Below are 14,385 nucleotides of genomic sequence, written 5' to 3'. Positions count from 1 at the left end.
GCACCACCTATCTGCCGCCGACTGCCGTCCGCAGCGGCCCGCAGCGTGAGGACTCGACTGACATGAGCAACTACCAGCAGCACCTGGGGCCCGGTGGGCAGCCGTACGCGCAACAGCAGCAGCCGCAGGCCTGGGCGCAGCAGGCACCACCGGCACCGCAGCAGCCCGCTCCGGCGCCGCCGGCCGGGCGCAGGCTGTTCGGGCCGGTCAACTGGCGGGTGGTCAGGATCTCCATCCCGATCATCGTGGTGGTCGAGGGCCTGATCACGGCACTCGCCTGGCCCGCCATCAGCAGGCAGACCCAGTCCACCGTGGCCATGCACAAGCTGGTCGAGCCGCCGGCCGTCACGCTCAACGGCCTGCCGCTGAATCTGGTGCCGCTCACCAGCGACGACCGGCCGGGGACGGACGCGGAGACCGACCAGACCGGGCACAACAAGCAGGACCTCGGGCTGACCCGGCTGGACAGCCTCACCTACAGCCCGGACGGGCGGATGGGCTCGGCACCCGGGTACCAGGTCTTCTCCGCCTACGGGGACATCAAGGATCCGGCGGCGCGGATGAAGCTGGCGATCGCCAACATCAAGGTGGTCGGCGCGCAGCAGCTCGGACCGATGCTGCAGTTCCCCGCGAAGGGCAACAACTCCGGTGACGTCCCGATCGAGTGCACGGGCATGGAGGTCAACGGCGCCATGGGCACCGAGGGCTGGTGCACCTGGTCGAACCGGAGCACCATCGGCACGGTCACGCTGATCAGCCAGACCCCCGGCGGGCCCTCGGCCGCCGAACTGGGCCGGCTCGCCGACGCCACCGCGCAGCTGCGCGACCAGATGTACGCGCCGAGCTGACGGGCGGTCGCTCCGGCGACCGGTCAGCCGAACGGGCTCTCCGGGCGCGGCACGGTGTACGGCCGCGCCCGGACGGGATCGGCGGGGTCGGCGGGGTCGGCGGCGTGCCGGTGCGACCGCGCCAGCAGGTCCACCCCGGACCGCCAGCCCGGGCCCGCAGGCTCGGCGTCCGGCCCGGTGACCGCCCGCAGCGGGACCGCGACCGCGCTCTCGACCCCCTTCGCGACCAGGCGGTTCGCCAGCCAGTCGCGCTTCGGCACGTCGGCGCGCAGCAACCGCCCGACCCGGGCGGCCCGGCGGATCTCCGCCGCCACCCGGCGTGCTTCGCAGCCCTTCCGGAGCCGGTCGGCGACCCGCTCGGCCTGCCGCAGCTCCCGGGCCGCGCGCTCCAGACGCCGCAGTGTCAGGCCCAGTTGGACCGAGACCCGCTCCACCCGGGCCACCCAGCCGGCGACCTGGGCCGCCGACAGCACCGGCTCCAGCAGCACGGCCAGGCCCGCGCTGGCGACGTCGACCAGCGCCATCGCCGCGAGTTCGGCGATCAGCCACTCGACCGCCTCCCGGACCAGCCCGACCGCCACCTCCTCGGCCTGCCGGCACTCCCGCGCGGCCTGCGCCAGGATCCCGGCGGTCCGCGCCGCGTCCTCGGCCGTCGCGTCGATCGCCGCGACGACCTCGCCCAGGTGCCCGCCGAAGGCGTCCGAGGCCATCCCCTCCCACTGGGCGGCGACGGTGAGCGCGCCGGTGCGCAGCGCCCCGGCGGTCTCCGCCAGGGTGACGGCCTGCCGGTGCCACTCCTCGGCCGCCGTCCGGACCTCGGCGGACCGTCCGGTCACCGACTCCAGCAGGGCCGGCAGGCCGGTGGCCCGCAGGGCGGTCCGGACCAGCCGGTCGAGCCCGTGGTCCGGCGGGGCCGGAGCCGGCTCCGGAGGGTCGGGCAGCGCGGGGAGGGGCTGCGGGTCGCCGTCCCGGGCCCACCGGTAGGCGTCGTCCGTCGGGCGTCCCACTACCCGTCGCCGCTGAGACCGGCGGCCGCGTCGTCCTCGGCCTGGCGGTAGGCCCGGGCGTTGTCGCGCAGCCCCCGGGCCGTGCGGGCGAGGGCGTCCAGCAGGACCTGGCGGTCGCGCTGCCCGGCCCGGGCGTGCCGCGCGCACGCGTCGTGCAGCACGGCGGAGTCCGGCAGCCGGCCGAAGGCGTCGGGCGGGAGCCGGACGTCCGCCAGAGCGGCCCCGGCGGCGCTCAGCCGCTCGTGCTGGGCTTCGACGATCGCGGCGAACTCCTCCAACGCCTGCGGGTGGACGGCGTATCTGACCATTCCTCGGCCTTCTGTGCGGTGCGCTCACGCCTCGTTCGGGGCGGCGCTTTCGTCGGGATCCTTCATGGGAACCGGGGCCGGGGTCGGAGCCGGAACCACCGCCGGGGCCGGGAGCACCACCGGGTAGCGCCGGCGCCGCCCCGCGTCGCTGGACACCGCGATCAGCGCGGAGACCACGCTGATCAGCGAGAAGAGGACCAGCAGGCTGCTGTCGGGAACGATCGCGGCCAGTGCGCCGGGCTCCGCGGGGCCCACCCGCCCCTCCGGGTCCTCCAGGACCGTGAGGGTCTCCCCCGCGTGACGGTCACGGCAGTTGGTGGTCGGGCCGCCCGGCACCGGGCTCCCGTCCAGGTGCGTGACCTTGCAGGTGTAGTAACTGTCCTGCGGGTCGCGGTAGTTCTTGTGGAACACCGCGTCCTGCACGGTCACCACCTGGACCTGGCGGCCGTGCAGCGCCAGCAGTGCCAGGTCCGCCGCGTGGCTGCCCGTCGCCGCACCGATCAGACAGCCGGTCATCACCATCACCGTGCCGCCGATCCGGTTGGCCCGCAGGGCGTCCCGCTGCAGCAGGAACACCAGGCCCGCGAAGGCGATCCAGAGCACCACCTGCGGGACGATCCCCAGGTACGGCATTAGGAAGGTCAGGCCGGTCGCGCCGATCGGCACCAGCACGATGATCACCAGTGCCCGGCGCAGGGCGAGTAACTTCCGCCGGCGCGGCCCGGCCGGGGCGGGTCGCGCCGCTGCGGTACTCAACTCCGGTTCAGTACTCAACGCCGGTCCCCTCATCCGAATACGCTACGCACATCATCGCGTACCGTCACCGCTCCGGTCGCCGTAGTCACGAATGACGGCTCCCCGTCCCGTGGTTCCGTCGCCGACACACTGGCCAGGACGTGCGAGAACACCCCGAGGTAGTCGCTCCAGCTGTCCGCGTCCCGGGTGGTCAGGGTCAGGATCGCGGCCCGGTCGTGCGTGAGCAGCGGCAGGCCGGCCCGCAGCTGGTAGACCTGCTCGACCTGGGGATGCCCGACCCCGAACACCGCTGCCGGCACCAGGACCTCACGACGGGAGGCGAGCAGCGCGACCGGCCCGTACGGCACCTCCAGCACGCCCGCCTCCAGCTCGGCCGCCTCCTCGCCGGCCCACTGCCGCGCGGTGCTCCGGGCGAACCGCCGCCGGTCGCGGCAGCGCGCCCCGACGAGCTGGACCGCGAGCAGGGCGGTGGTGAGCCCACCGCCGTCCGTCCGGAACAGACAGCCGGCCAGGTAGCCCGTTCCCGCGGCGAGCAATCGCCGGGCAGCGGCCTCGCTGCTCCGCAGCAGGCTCAGCTTCTGCTGGGGGGTGGCGTCCGGGAAGAGCGGCGCGAGGGCGTCCGCGAAGGTCGGCAGGCGGTTCTCGGGAGCCCCCGTCAGCGGGATCTCCAGGAAACCGGCGGGCAGCGTGAACCAGAACGCCGGTGGCGAGTACGGGGGTTGCTCAGTGCTGGTGCGCATGGCTCGCGTACCACTTGCCGAGGCCCACGGTGCTGCCGATCGCCGCGCCGGCGCCGGCGATCGCGGCGACCCTGTTCCGCTCCGCCGACATCGGCACGCCGGTGACGACGTTGCCGCCACCGGTGGCGTAGACCGAGGCGTCGGTGGCGGTCGGGTCGCCGCCCTCCTCGTCCTCCGCGTAGGCCGCCCAGGCGGTCGGCGCGGCGAACGCGACACCGGTCCCCGCCTGCGCCACGTCACCGGTCAGCTGCACGGCGTCCGGCGACGCGCCGAGCCGGCTCGCCAACGCCTCCGGCAGCCTGGTGACGAGCGGGTTGGTCGGATCGTCGGCCTTGGCCCAGCCGGCGAACTCCCGGACTCCGACGGTCACTCCGGACCGGAGGCCGGCGACCGTGCCCTCCTCGGCCGCGGCTGCCGCCCGAGCCGTCCGAGCCGCCGTGAATCCCTTGGCCGCGGGCCCGATCCCCGGGACCGCCCCCAACAGGTCACCGCCGAGCGTCAGATAGTCGCCGATGTGCCGTCCCGGCGGCCACAGCCGGCCGGTGGTGGCGTACTGGGTGGTGTGCACTCCCAGCGCCAGCAGGCTGAGTCCGACGGTCAGCACCGCGAACGCCGGACAGAAGACCGCGATCGCCCCGCTGATCCCGGCCGCCACACTGAGCCAGTCCGAGTGCGACTCCACCCACTCCCAGGCCTGGTCGAGCCAGTCCGGCTCGGGCGGCGCCTTGCTGTCGGCGGCCTCGCGGATCAGGTCCGCTCGGGCCTCGGCGACGCGCTGGTGCTCGTCCTGGAGGCGGTCGGCGGCGGCGAGGAGGGCGTCGAGCGAGGTCGTCGCCGTGTCGAGTCGCGTCTGCGCGTCGCCCAGCACGGCGACCGCCCGGTCGTAGCGATGCTGCGCGGCGGCGAGCGCGTCGGGATCGGGGTAGGTGCGGGCACGGTCCACGAGCCTCAGGTCGGGGTCGGCGGCGGCCCGTTGGTGGGACGCTCGGGCGTCGGCCAACTCGGCCCGGGCGCCGGCCGCCTGGCGCTCCAGGTCGGCCGCCTTGGCGTGGTTGCCGTTGAGCTCCGTCCACCAGGCGCTGAGCGCGTCGCGCGCCTGGCGCACCGAGTCGCCGGCCCGCCGGAGGTAGCCGGGCAGTTCGCCGAGCTTGGCCGCGAAGGCCTCGGCCGCCGGGCCGGTCCACTCGCCGTCGTTCCTGCCGATGGTGGAGAGGGTGTCGTGCACCGAGACCAGGTGATCGGCCACCTTGCCCAGGCCGGCGGCCAGGGCCTGCACGCTCGCGGGATCTCCCGGTGCCGGATCGAACCCGAGGCCGGGCCAGGGCGTCGCCGCGGTGCTCGGGGAGGGGGTGCTCAAGGACGGGGTGCTCAAGGGCTCGTCTCCTTGCCGATCGAGGCGGCTACCTCGGTTTCGGTCTGCTGGTAGTTCCGCCTGACCGCGGCCAGGCCACCGTCGAGCGCCTGCACGCAGTCCCGGAGCCGGCCGAGGCCGTGCTGCCACCTGCCCCTGAAGTGCTCGCAGGCCTGGTCGATCGACTCGGTGCCCGTGCGATGGCCATCGGCGAGGCCGAGGCCGTCCAGCGCGGACGCCAGGTCGTCGGCGCTGGATCTGAGGCCTGCGACGAGCTTGTCCAGCTCGGCGAGGTCGACGCTGAAATCGGTGCTCACGACGGCTCCTCGGAAGATCGGGAGGATTGGGAAGATCGGTGGACTTCCCTGCGCCGCCGGATCACCACGTACGCCGCACCGAGCAAGCCGCCCAGCGCGAGGGTCGTCGCACCGGCGGTGAATGCGGTGCCGGGCCTTCCCGGACTCGCGGTGGGGGCGGGGGTGGGGGTGCCGGCGGGCTGCGGGAGCGGGCCGGCCGCCGGCCCGGGATCGATGTCCATGGTCAGCGCGGAGTACGGCCGGACGAAGCCGTACCCCAGCCGCGGATCGGGGAGCGCGAGATGCGCGCCCTGGACGGACGGGGGCAGGCCCGCGCTCCTGATCAGACGGTTCACGACCTGACCGGCCGTGAGATGGGGAAACCTGGCCCGCACGAGCGCGGCGGCCGCGGAGACGTAGGCGGTCGCGTCGGAGGTGCCATCGGCTTGGCTGTACGCCCCGTGGGGCGCGGTGGAGACGATCCCCACGGCGGGCGCGAGGAGGGTGAGGTAACGGCTGGAGTTGGACTCACGCCAAAGCTCGCCGTTCTGGTCAACCCCGCCGACGGAGACTACGCCGGGGAAGGCGGGGAGGCCGATGTCGTTCTCGGTGGCGGTCTGGCCGATGCCGACAACGACGATGACGTCCTTGTCATGGGCGTACTGCAGGGCGTCGCGCTCGGGCTGGCCGAGGACGTTGAGCAGGGCTGAGATGTTGATGACCTTGGCACCGTGATCCACTGCGTAGCGGATGCCACGGGCAAGGGGATTTCCGGGGCCATAGGTCGAGTCACCATCGCTTAGCTTTACCGGGAGAATCTTGGCACCCGGGGACAATCCTTTGACCCCTTGACTGCCATCAGGACCATGACCCTTGGCGGCAATTAGCCCCGAGATACGGGTGCCATGACCAAAGTTATCTGCCACATTTGCAAGACCCCCTCCTTGAATCACGCTAATACCCGGCAAGGCCTGCCCAACCAAGTCAGGATGGCCACTATCCACTCCACTATCGAGCACTCCGACAACTACTCCAACACCAGTTGAGACTTTCCAAACTACGTCCACATTAAAAGCAGAGAGGGCCCACTGCTTACTGCGATAGCAGTCTTCCGCAATCGCCGAATTAGACGCTAGCCACACAAAGGCCACTATCAATGGCGCACAGGAAACACTCGCAGCCCGCCACCAGCAACACCCGCTGAGGCGGATTCGCGATAACTTAAAGCAACGCCGAACCTCACAAACTACTTGATAACTGGGGGAATAGTTTCCAGTTTTGGCAGCCATTTCTCCCGATCCTCAACCAAGTAGCTCGGACAATTCTCCCCACCCACTCTTCGATTCTTTCTCCGCCCTCCGCCAGGCATTCCAGGCGCTATTCCATTGCCCCCAATTCCATACCCCCCACTCTGGCCTCCATGTAGACCAGGATCAGCGACGGGATCACGGATCGTAGGGTCATGATCCCCAGGTGCGCTTGTTGCGCCATCAATGCCGGGGAGGCCCATCGAACGACCTGTCACAATTGCGAAACGAGGATCATCCCCCACACCTTCTTCACCTCGAAAGGTGACTCCGGAAGATTCTTCCGACCAGCTGCTAACCGTAGCTTCTTCAGCTCTATCCAGACCGCTTTCGATGAACTTATCTGCCGAAACTTCACTCGAGCCATAAATGCCCCCGGAGCTGTCGGCAAGGTAGCCATCCGATTCCCTCGCAGCACTGCTATCCCCCGAGATTCCAGGACTGATGGCCCCAAGGAGAGAAGCAGGACCTCCGCTGGAAATAGCAACTGGGCTGCTTTTTTCTGGGACAGTTCCCAACTCCAGCCCAAGGCCATCGCTGAGCCCCGCACCATTACCTTTGCTGGCAGATGAAACTAGCATTGACCCATAGAATCCATGGTCGTTCCTGCTCGGTTGCAACAGTTTTCTCTCACCAGCCGATCCCCGTGACTCCCCTGCCACGGCCCGCCTGCCCTCAAAACGAGAAATAGAATTCCCCACACCACTGGAGGGGAATGCTACTTCAGAAGGCGAGGAAAATGCAGGCGCTGGAGGGATCGTCGTAGCACTGTTGTCCACATATGGCAGCGATCCCAGCACTTCCTGCCACCCCTTATAACTACTCGCCAACCCCTCCAACACCACCGCCGCCCTCAACTCCTGCTGCCTCCCCAGTGACAGCGTGCCCCGGTTCAGTTCCAGGGCCGTTGCCGTGTCGATTTCCGGGTTGGCCAGGTCCTTAGTCAACTGGCGGTCGTCGTACCTCGTCGTCATCGCGTGCATCACGTTCGCGGCCTCGCTCGGTGTGTGGATCGCGGCGATTGCGCCCTGCGCCTGGCGGAGGGAGTCGGCTGCGCCTTTCAGGGCCTTGCTCGTGTTGGCGACGTAGCCCGCGCCGTTGGTGAGTTGGGTGGCGATCGAGGCTGCTTCTGTCGCGAAGGCGTCGGCGGCGGGACCGGTCCAGGTGGTCAGGGTCCGGGAGACGGCGGAGTTGAGCTGGTCGCTGATGCCGCCGGGACCGATCAAGGCGTCGTGGACGTTGTCCCAGTGACCGGCGATGGTTTCCACCTGGCCGGGGTCGGCGTTCTCGATCAGGGCCTTGAGTTGGTCGAGGCGGAGGTTGGTGAAGCAACTGTCCGGTTTCGGGGCCCTGTTCGCCGGCTTCGCGCGGGCTTCGCGGAGGAGTTTCGCGCGGTGTTTCTGGGCCTTCGCCGCTGCGCGGTCGTCGGCACCGGCGTTGATGGCCTTGCTGTCCCAGGCACCGTCGGGCATTTTCGAACTCCCCTACTGCATCAGGTGCTTGGCTGCCGCGTCGCTGTCCTGGTAACTGCCGTGCACGATCCCGGTCTTGGTGCGGTAGCTGTCGATGAGGCTGGTGAGGTGGGTGACGATCGCGCCGATCGACTCCTTCGCCGTGTCGTGGGCGAGGCGCAGGCCGGCTGCCTCCTGGAAGCGGTCTTCGCGGGCGCCGAGGCAGCCGGCCGGGATCGTCGTCTTGTACTTGGCGTCCACGGCGGTCCCGTCCAGCTGGCCGAGCATGGTGCTCAGCCGGCGCCGGACCTCCTCCAGCGCGCTCAGGTCCACGGTGAAGCGGTCCACGGTGTTCATGGTGCGGTTCCTCTTTCTCGGCGGCGGTCACGGCAGTCACGGCGGTCACGGTGGCCTCGCAGGTCGCGTTGGACGGTCGCGACCCCGGCGATCAGAACGATGGCCAGGAACCCAGTGGCCACCACACACGTCGCGTCCCGGATGCGGCGCCCGGACTCCGGGGCCGCGGTTGAGACGGCGACGGGGGTGACACCGCCCGCGGGGGCGGGCGGGTCAGGGTCGGGAGTCGGGGCCTCGACCGGGCCGGCGGTGTCCCTGGTGAGGGCGGCCAGCGGGTCGACCACGCCCCAGCCCACGGAGTCGTTGCGGCCGCCGTCGGTGCGTTGCGCGGTCTGCTCGATCTGCGCCACGACCTCCCGGGCCGTCCAGCTCGGGTGCTTGGCTCGGATCAGGGCGGCCACGCCGGCCGCGTAGGGGGCGGCGAAGCTGGTGCCCTGGTCGGTGCAGTGGCCGCCGGCCGGGACCGTGGAGACGATGTCCACGCCGGGCGCCGCGACCCCGACGAAGCCACCCCGCTGCGAGAAGGGCGCGCGTTCGTTGTCGCGATCGGTGGCGGCCACGGCCAGCACCCCGGGGTAGGCGGCCGGGTAACTGACCTTGGACCGCCCGGTGGCGCCGTCGTTGCCGGCGGCGGCGACGATCACCACGTCCGCCGCCAGGGCGTTGCCGACGGCCCGGCGCAGGGGCGGCGGATCCTGGTCGAGGGCGGTCTCCTGGCTGATGTTGACGACCTTCGCGCCCTCGGCCACCACCCGGTCGATCGCGGTGGCCAGCCCCTCGACCGGGCCGTTGCCGTGCCCGTCGTTCTGCCGGACGGCGATGAGAGCGGCCTCCGGAGCGAGTCCGACGAAGCCGGTGCCGGCCAGCGGGCGGGCCGCGATGATGCCGGCCACCTTCGTGCCGTGGCCGAAGTCGTCCCTGGTGCCGTTGCCGGCCGGGTCGAGCACGTCGAAGCCGTCGCCGGTGGAGACGGCCGGGGCGAGTTGCGGGTTCACCACGTCCACCCCGCTGTCGATGACCGCGACCTTGACACCCCGGCCGGTGGACTGCTCGCGCAGTTCGGCGAGCGGGATGCGCTGGAGCGCCCACGGGGTACCGGGGATCGGCTTGGCCGGGAAGCCGCAGTCGCCGCCGTCGGCCGCGGTGGCACCCGGGCCGACGGCGAGCAGTGCGCCGGTCAGGAGTGGGCCCACGGCGAGCGGCCACCACCGCGTCACGGCCGGTCAGTCCTGGTGCCACACGCTCGTGTTGGCGCGTTCGGTGGCGGAGTAGTTCTCCGCGGCCGCGTCCAGCTTGCCGGCGATCTGCTCCAGGGTGGCCCGCAGTGCCGCCGCCTTCCGGTCCCACTCGGCCTGCCTGGCCCGGTAGGCGGTCTGCGCGGATCCCTCCCAGCTCTGCGCGACGCGGCTGACGCCCGCGGCCAGCTCGTCCAGTTGGCCCTGAATGTTCCCCGCCGTGGTGCGGATGTCCTGGGCGGCCTGGGAGATGGTCTGCGAGTTGACGAGAATGGGTGCTCCGGACACGGTCCGAACTCCTTGCCTCAGACGCCAGATGGCTCGCCGAAGACGGCTCGCCGAGTGGATCGGTTCAGCCGAACACGCTGCCCTGCGAGGCGAGGCCGGCCAGGTCGGCGCGCTGCTCCTCGTCGCTGCGCGCGTAGTTGGTCGTGGTGACGTCGATCGCGTCCTTGATGCCACGCAGGATGTCGTTCAGCCGGGTGGCGTCCTGGTTCACCTCCGCCTGCAGCGCCTGGTACGCGCCGGCGGCGGCGCCGCGCCAGCCCGAGGTGATGGTGTCGACGACCGCCTGCAGGCGGGCGATCTCGGCCTGCACCTGCCCGTTGACCGCGTCGATGCGGGCGGAGAAGGCGCGCATCTCGGCTTCGGTGGTGGTGAACTGCTCTGCCATGCGGGACCCCTCGCGCTGGACGCGGCGAACGAACTCCGGGAAGACGTCCGGTCGTTCGGCCGTCACCTTAGCCAACACGGCGGGTGACGATCAACACGGTTCGTAGTGGAAAGTCGGCGCTGCGTAGTCACGGCTGCCGCGCCCGGCGGGCCGTGGCGGTGTCGAGCACGGGTCCCCTGGGCAGCAGGTCGGACCACGGCCGGGGGACGGCGGTCGGCTCGATCCGGTCGTAGCCGAGCCTGGTCCTGGCCTGGTCGCCCGGTGATCCGTCACCCGCCAGCGCATAGCGCAGACCGGTGTCGGTCAGCAGGTAGAGCGGCCCCGAGCGGGCGTACGACTCCTCCGGCTCCCCGCCCGCCGGGCCGCTCAGCTCGCGGTACAGCAACCCCGTCCCGGGCGAGACGTAGACGCTCGACGTCGCCGCGAGCGCGGCCACCGGGAACCCGGCACCCGCCCAGGCGCCGAGCACCGGGCGGCCTGGTCCGTCCGTCCGGCCCTGGTGCAGCACGGCGCAGACGGTCGGCTGTCCCGTGGTCCCGTCGAGCCCGGCCGCAACACCGTTGACCACCGTCGGGACCGACGCCGGCCAACCCCGGTCGGCGTCGAAGGCGGCGTTGTCCGGGGCCACCGACGCCGCCGCGACCGGGATGGCGGCCACCCGCCCCTCGGGGTAGCGGCCGACCGCCTGCGGACCGTTCAGCAGCAGGTGGGCGGTCAGGTCCGAGACCGGGGCGATCCGGTCCGTGAGCACCACGTACTTGTGGGTGGCCGTGCCGGAAGCGGCCTCGACGACCGTCCCGACCTGGTTGCTCCGCGCGTCCAGCCCGGGCGCGGTGGAGGTCAGGCCGGCCCCCGGCACGGTCGGGATGTCCAGCGGGGTGCCCCGACCGAGCACCGCCAGCCACTGCGCGCCGACCGGCCGCGGGCGAACGCCCTGGCCGAAGAGCAACCGGGCCAACAGCGAGCGCTCGGCGTCGGTGGCGCCGCCGAGCGGGAACGCGGTGCCCGCGGCGTCGACCAGGTAGCGCCGGCCGTCCGGCCCCTCGACGTACAGCGCCGCGCTGCCGCTCAGCGTGCCGGCGGCGGTCAGCGCCTGCCCCGCCTGGCGCGGTGACAGCACGAACACCTCCTGCCGGGCGGCCCGGCCCGAGCCGGCGGTGGTGGGCTGCGCGCAGACCGCCCACACCTTCGGTTCGGCGGCGACCGGGGGTTCGGGCAACCGGTCCGGCGCGTACGGGATGCCGATGGCCGGGCCGTGCGGCAGGGTCGGGCCGTCCAGGACCCGTTCGTCGACCTTGAGCACCCGGAACCTGGCCGGGTCCAGCAGCAGGCGGGCCGAGGCGAGGTTCAGCACCGGACGCAGCTCGCGGACGCCGTCGGTCTCCAGGACCACGTACCGGGTGGTGGACCGGCTGCCCACCAGGACGTTGCCGCCGACGGTGGCCCAGCCGGGCGGGGCTCCGGGCCGGAAGATGCCCCAGGCGCCGAACGCGGCGAGCAGCAGCACGCCGGCCAGCACGCTCGGCAGCAGCGCACCGAGCGCGCTCGGCGGCGGGGCCTCGGTGGCGGTGAGCGCGGGTTGCAGGAAGGCCGCGACGGTGCGACGGCGGGCGAAGGCGTAGGCGTTGAGCTGATCCTTTCGGGTGACCACGGCCACTCCCTCCCATCCTCGCCGGCCGCCTCGCCGTCGGCCGCTCCGGCCGTCGCTACAGGCGGTCTCCGGCTGCCGCAACGGCGTGCCGACACCGCGCCGACACCACACCGACCGGACGCCGTCGGCCGGTTCGGGCGCCTACTATGCCGAAGCCGCCCACCGCGACCAGGCCGGAACGTGCGCAGGGTGCCGGGCTGCCATCGCAACGGAGGGATCCGGGGGATGTCCGACGCCACCAGGCCGCGTCACCGTCCGATCGGCACGGGCCGCGAGCCGCGACCTCGCGCGGCCCTGCCACCGGCATCACCCGGACGAGCGACCCCGGCGGTGCCGCTGATCGCCCGCACCCCGGGGCAGCGGGTGCGGCGGCTGGTGCTGTCGGAGGTCGCGGTCGGGGCGGTGGCCGCCGTCCGGGTGTGCGCCCCGCGCGCCTTGGTGCCCACCGTCGTGCTGGCGGTGCTGGTGCTGGCCGGGCTGCTGCCCGAGCCGGAACGGCGGCCGTTCGGACAGCTCCGGGCCCTGCGCCGACGCCGGCGCGTGGCCGATCGACGGGGCGAAACCGCTGACGGCACTGGGGCGTTCGCCGCCCTACTGGAGTGCGAACCGGCGCTGCGCACGCTGACCCACCAGGGCCGGGACGGCCGCGCGGTCGGCCTGGTCGGCGACGGCACCTTCCTGACCGCCGTGCTCGCGGTGCGCCCGGCGGGCTCGCCGCTGCGCACCGCCCGCGAGCAGCCCTCGCTCGATCTGGCGCTGCTGCATGGCGCGTTGCGCACCGCGGAGGTCCGGCTGGAGTCGGTCCAGCTGCTGCAGTACGTCCAGCCCGGCCCCGCACCGCGACTGGCTTCGGAGCAGCCGGGGTTGGCGCCCCCTGCGGTACGGCTTAGCTGGCTCTGCCTCAAGCTCGCCCCCGAACTCTGCCCGGAGGCCGTACTCGCCCGCGGCGGCGGGCAGTTGGGCGCGCGACGCTGCGTCGTACTGGCCGCCGACCAACTGGCCCGGGCGGTGCGGCAGTCCGGCTTCGAGGCCGTGCTGCTCGACGAGGCCGGGCTGCTCGCGGCGCTCGGGACCGCACTGTGCGTGCACACACACTCCGGACTGTGTGTGGGCACACGCACTGAACCATGTGCGGACACACACACCGAACTGTGCGCATGCCGACGCGGGGAACCGTGTGCATGCACACACACCCAACCGCGTGCGTGCACGTGCATCAAGCCGCATGCGTGCACACACACCGAATCGTGTGCGTGCACACACACCGCCGACAGACACCAGCGCAGCACGGAGACCGCCACCCACTGGCAGTGCGGCAACCGGTGGCACTCGGTGTTCTGGCTCGGCCGATGGCCCGAGCTCGCACCGGGCGCACTGCCGGAGCTGACCCGGCGACTGACGGCGCTGCCGGCACTCGCCACCGTGCTCAGCATCACCGTCGGCGACGGCCCGTACGGCACCGCCGAGTTGACCGGCAACCTGCGACTGGTGACCCAAAGCTCCGACGAACTCGACCTGCTGAGTGACGAGTTGAGCACTGCGGCGACCAACTCCGGTGCGCTGCTGGTCCGACTGGACCGTGAGCAGCTGCCCGGCGTGCTGGCCACCCTGCCGTTGGGCGGTACCCGCTGATGGCCACGGCAAGCCCGGCCCGCTCGACCGGCGTCCCGCCCGCACCCGGCCGTGGCCTGCTCGGCCCGCGCCGGCCGCGGCACCGGGTCGACCTCGGTGCCGCTTCGGCGACGCTGCCGCTCGGCGACGACGGGCTGCCGCTGGGCGTCGACCCCACCGGGGAGCCGGTGCGCTGCGGGCTGTTCCGGGACGGCCCGTTGGACTTGGTCGTGCTGGGTGGCCGGTGGCTCACCCAGGTCCTCATCCTGCGGGCGGTCGCGCTCGGCGCCCGGGTGGTGGTGGAGACCGGCCGTCCGCGGGACTGGCACGGGCTCGACCGGGCGGCCGTCAGCGTCCAGAGCGTCGGCCGGCTCGGCGAGCAGGACGCGAGCGCGGCCCGGCCGGTGCTGGTGGTCCTGGACCGCGGCGCCCGACCGGGCCGCCATCGGCCGGCCGCGCTCCCCTGGCAGATCACGCTCACCCTGCTCCCGTTCCTCGCGCCGGACGCGGAGCACCTGCCGGCCGGCGCCGACCTGGTCGCCCTGCAACGGCTCTCGCCGGCCGAGGCGGCAGCCGCCGGCTGCGCGCTGGGCCTGCCGGCGGCGGACGTCCAGGCACTCCCCCGGCTCGGGGAGGACCAGGCGCTCTGGGACGCCGGCGGGCACCGGTGCCTGGTGCGGACCGTCGCGACCGCCACAGAGCGGCAACTCCTCGGCCCGGCCCGCAGGCTTGACTGACCGTCCGCGCTCGCGACCGGTCGGGACGGCGTGAACGGCCGGGCCGGGGTCGGGGCC

16 protein-coding genes are annotated in these 14,385 nt (G+C 72.4%); 3 read left to right on the top strand and 13 right to left on the bottom strand.

From position 1 onward, the window contains the following. The first annotated feature begins 62 nt into the window (after positions 1 to 62). Entirely contained in the window at positions 63 to 848 is a 786-nt protein-coding gene (locus ACIGXM_RS35225) for a hypothetical protein (RefSeq protein ID WP_396568196.1), read from the top strand. 23 nt (positions 849 to 871) lie between these two features. Here ACIGXM_RS35225 and ACIGXM_RS35220 read toward each other — a convergent pair whose 3' ends face one another. From ACIGXM_RS35220 to eccB, 13 genes are all read right to left on the bottom strand, one after another. Further along, positions 872 to 1,855, bottom strand: coding sequence for a WXG100 family type VII secretion target (locus tag ACIGXM_RS35220; protein WP_396568195.1), 984 nt, complete (start codon positions 1,853 to 1,855; stop codon positions 872 to 874). Further along, on the bottom strand, positions 1,855 to 2,163 hold the full coding sequence (locus ACIGXM_RS35215) for a hypothetical protein (protein ID WP_396568194.1): 309 nt from the start codon (positions 2,161 to 2,163) through the stop codon (positions 1,855 to 1,857). The genes ACIGXM_RS35220 and ACIGXM_RS35215 overlap by 1 nt, the downstream gene beginning before the upstream one ends. A gap of 24 nt (positions 2,164 to 2,187) precedes the next feature. Further along, complete coding sequence (locus tag ACIGXM_RS35210) at positions 2,188 to 2,829, bottom strand: hypothetical protein (protein WP_396568193.1); 642 nt, start codon at positions 2,827 to 2,829, stop codon at positions 2,188 to 2,190. Positions 2,830 to 2,948: 119 nt separating this feature from the next. Further along, positions 2,949 to 3,659 (bottom strand): hypothetical protein, encoded by a 711-nt coding sequence (locus ACIGXM_RS35205; protein ID WP_396568192.1) that lies wholly within the window; start codon positions 3,657 to 3,659, stop codon positions 2,949 to 2,951. Continuing rightward, positions 3,643 to 5,031: a putative T7SS-secreted protein gene (locus tag ACIGXM_RS35200; protein WP_396568191.1), complete on the bottom strand. Its 1,389-nt coding sequence runs from the start codon at positions 5,029 to 5,031 to the stop codon at positions 3,643 to 3,645. The genes ACIGXM_RS35205 and ACIGXM_RS35200 overlap by 17 nt, the downstream gene beginning before the upstream one ends. Then, the gene (locus ACIGXM_RS35195; RefSeq protein ID WP_396568190.1) at positions 5,028 to 5,327 is read right to left on the bottom strand and encodes a hypothetical protein; all 300 of its coding nucleotides are present in this window, start codon (positions 5,325 to 5,327) and stop codon (positions 5,028 to 5,030) included. Before ACIGXM_RS35195 ends, ACIGXM_RS35200 begins: the two co-directional genes overlap by 4 nt. Then, a complete protein-coding gene (locus ACIGXM_RS35190) occupies positions 5,324 to 6,595 on the bottom strand; it encodes a S8 family serine peptidase (RefSeq protein ID WP_396568189.1) in 1,272 nt (423 codons plus the stop codon). Before ACIGXM_RS35190 ends, ACIGXM_RS35195 begins: the two co-directional genes overlap by 4 nt. Beyond that, entirely contained in the window at positions 6,553 to 8,085 is a 1,533-nt protein-coding gene (locus tag ACIGXM_RS35185) for a WXG100 family type VII secretion target (RefSeq protein ID WP_396568188.1), read from the bottom strand. Before ACIGXM_RS35185 ends, ACIGXM_RS35190 begins: the two co-directional genes overlap by 43 nt. 12 nt (positions 8,086 to 8,097) lie before the next feature. Beyond that, the gene (locus ACIGXM_RS35180) at positions 8,098 to 8,421 is read right to left on the bottom strand and encodes a hypothetical protein (protein WP_396568187.1); all 324 of its coding nucleotides are present in this window, start codon (positions 8,419 to 8,421) and stop codon (positions 8,098 to 8,100) included. Next, positions 8,418 to 9,614, bottom strand: coding sequence for a type VII secretion-associated serine protease mycosin (gene mycP / locus ACIGXM_RS35175; RefSeq protein WP_396568186.1), 1,197 nt, complete (start codon positions 9,612 to 9,614; stop codon positions 8,418 to 8,420). Before mycP ends, ACIGXM_RS35180 begins: the two co-directional genes overlap by 4 nt. Before the next feature lie 30 nt (positions 9,615 to 9,644). Beyond that, a complete protein-coding gene (locus ACIGXM_RS35170) occupies positions 9,645 to 9,944 on the bottom strand; it encodes a WXG100 family type VII secretion target (protein WP_396568185.1) in 300 nt (99 codons plus the stop codon). 64 nt (positions 9,945 to 10,008) lie between these two features. Continuing rightward, the gene (locus tag ACIGXM_RS35165; RefSeq protein WP_396568184.1) at positions 10,009 to 10,329 is read right to left on the bottom strand and encodes a WXG100 family type VII secretion target; all 321 of its coding nucleotides are present in this window, start codon (positions 10,327 to 10,329) and stop codon (positions 10,009 to 10,011) included. Positions 10,330 to 10,456: 127 nt separating this feature from the next. Next, complete coding sequence (gene eccB, locus ACIGXM_RS35160; RefSeq protein ID WP_396568183.1) at positions 10,457 to 11,980, bottom strand: type VII secretion protein EccB; 1,524 nt, start codon at positions 11,978 to 11,980, stop codon at positions 10,457 to 10,459. Positions 11,981 to 12,310: 330 nt separating this feature from the next. Between eccB and eccE the strand changes: the two genes are divergently transcribed. Together eccE and ACIGXM_RS35150 are read left to right on the top strand one after the other, a co-directional pair. Further along, complete coding sequence (eccE, locus tag ACIGXM_RS35155) at positions 12,311 to 13,612, top strand: type VII secretion protein EccE (protein WP_396568182.1); 1,302 nt, start codon at positions 12,311 to 12,313, stop codon at positions 13,610 to 13,612. Further along, a complete protein-coding gene (locus tag ACIGXM_RS35150; protein ID WP_396568181.1) occupies positions 13,612 to 14,328 on the top strand; it encodes a hypothetical protein in 717 nt (238 codons plus the stop codon). Before eccE ends, ACIGXM_RS35150 begins: the two co-directional genes overlap by 1 nt. The last annotated feature ends 57 nt before the right edge of the window (positions 14,329 to 14,385 follow it).

Origin of the sequence: Kitasatospora sp. NPDC052896, assembly GCF_044547075.1 — a bacterium.
Classification (GTDB): Bacteria; Actinomycetota; Actinomycetes; order Streptomycetales; family Streptomycetaceae; genus Kitasatospora.
The sequence above is the reverse complement of the archived record's forward strand: the minus strand, read 5'-3'. Positions and strand labels throughout refer to the sequence as shown.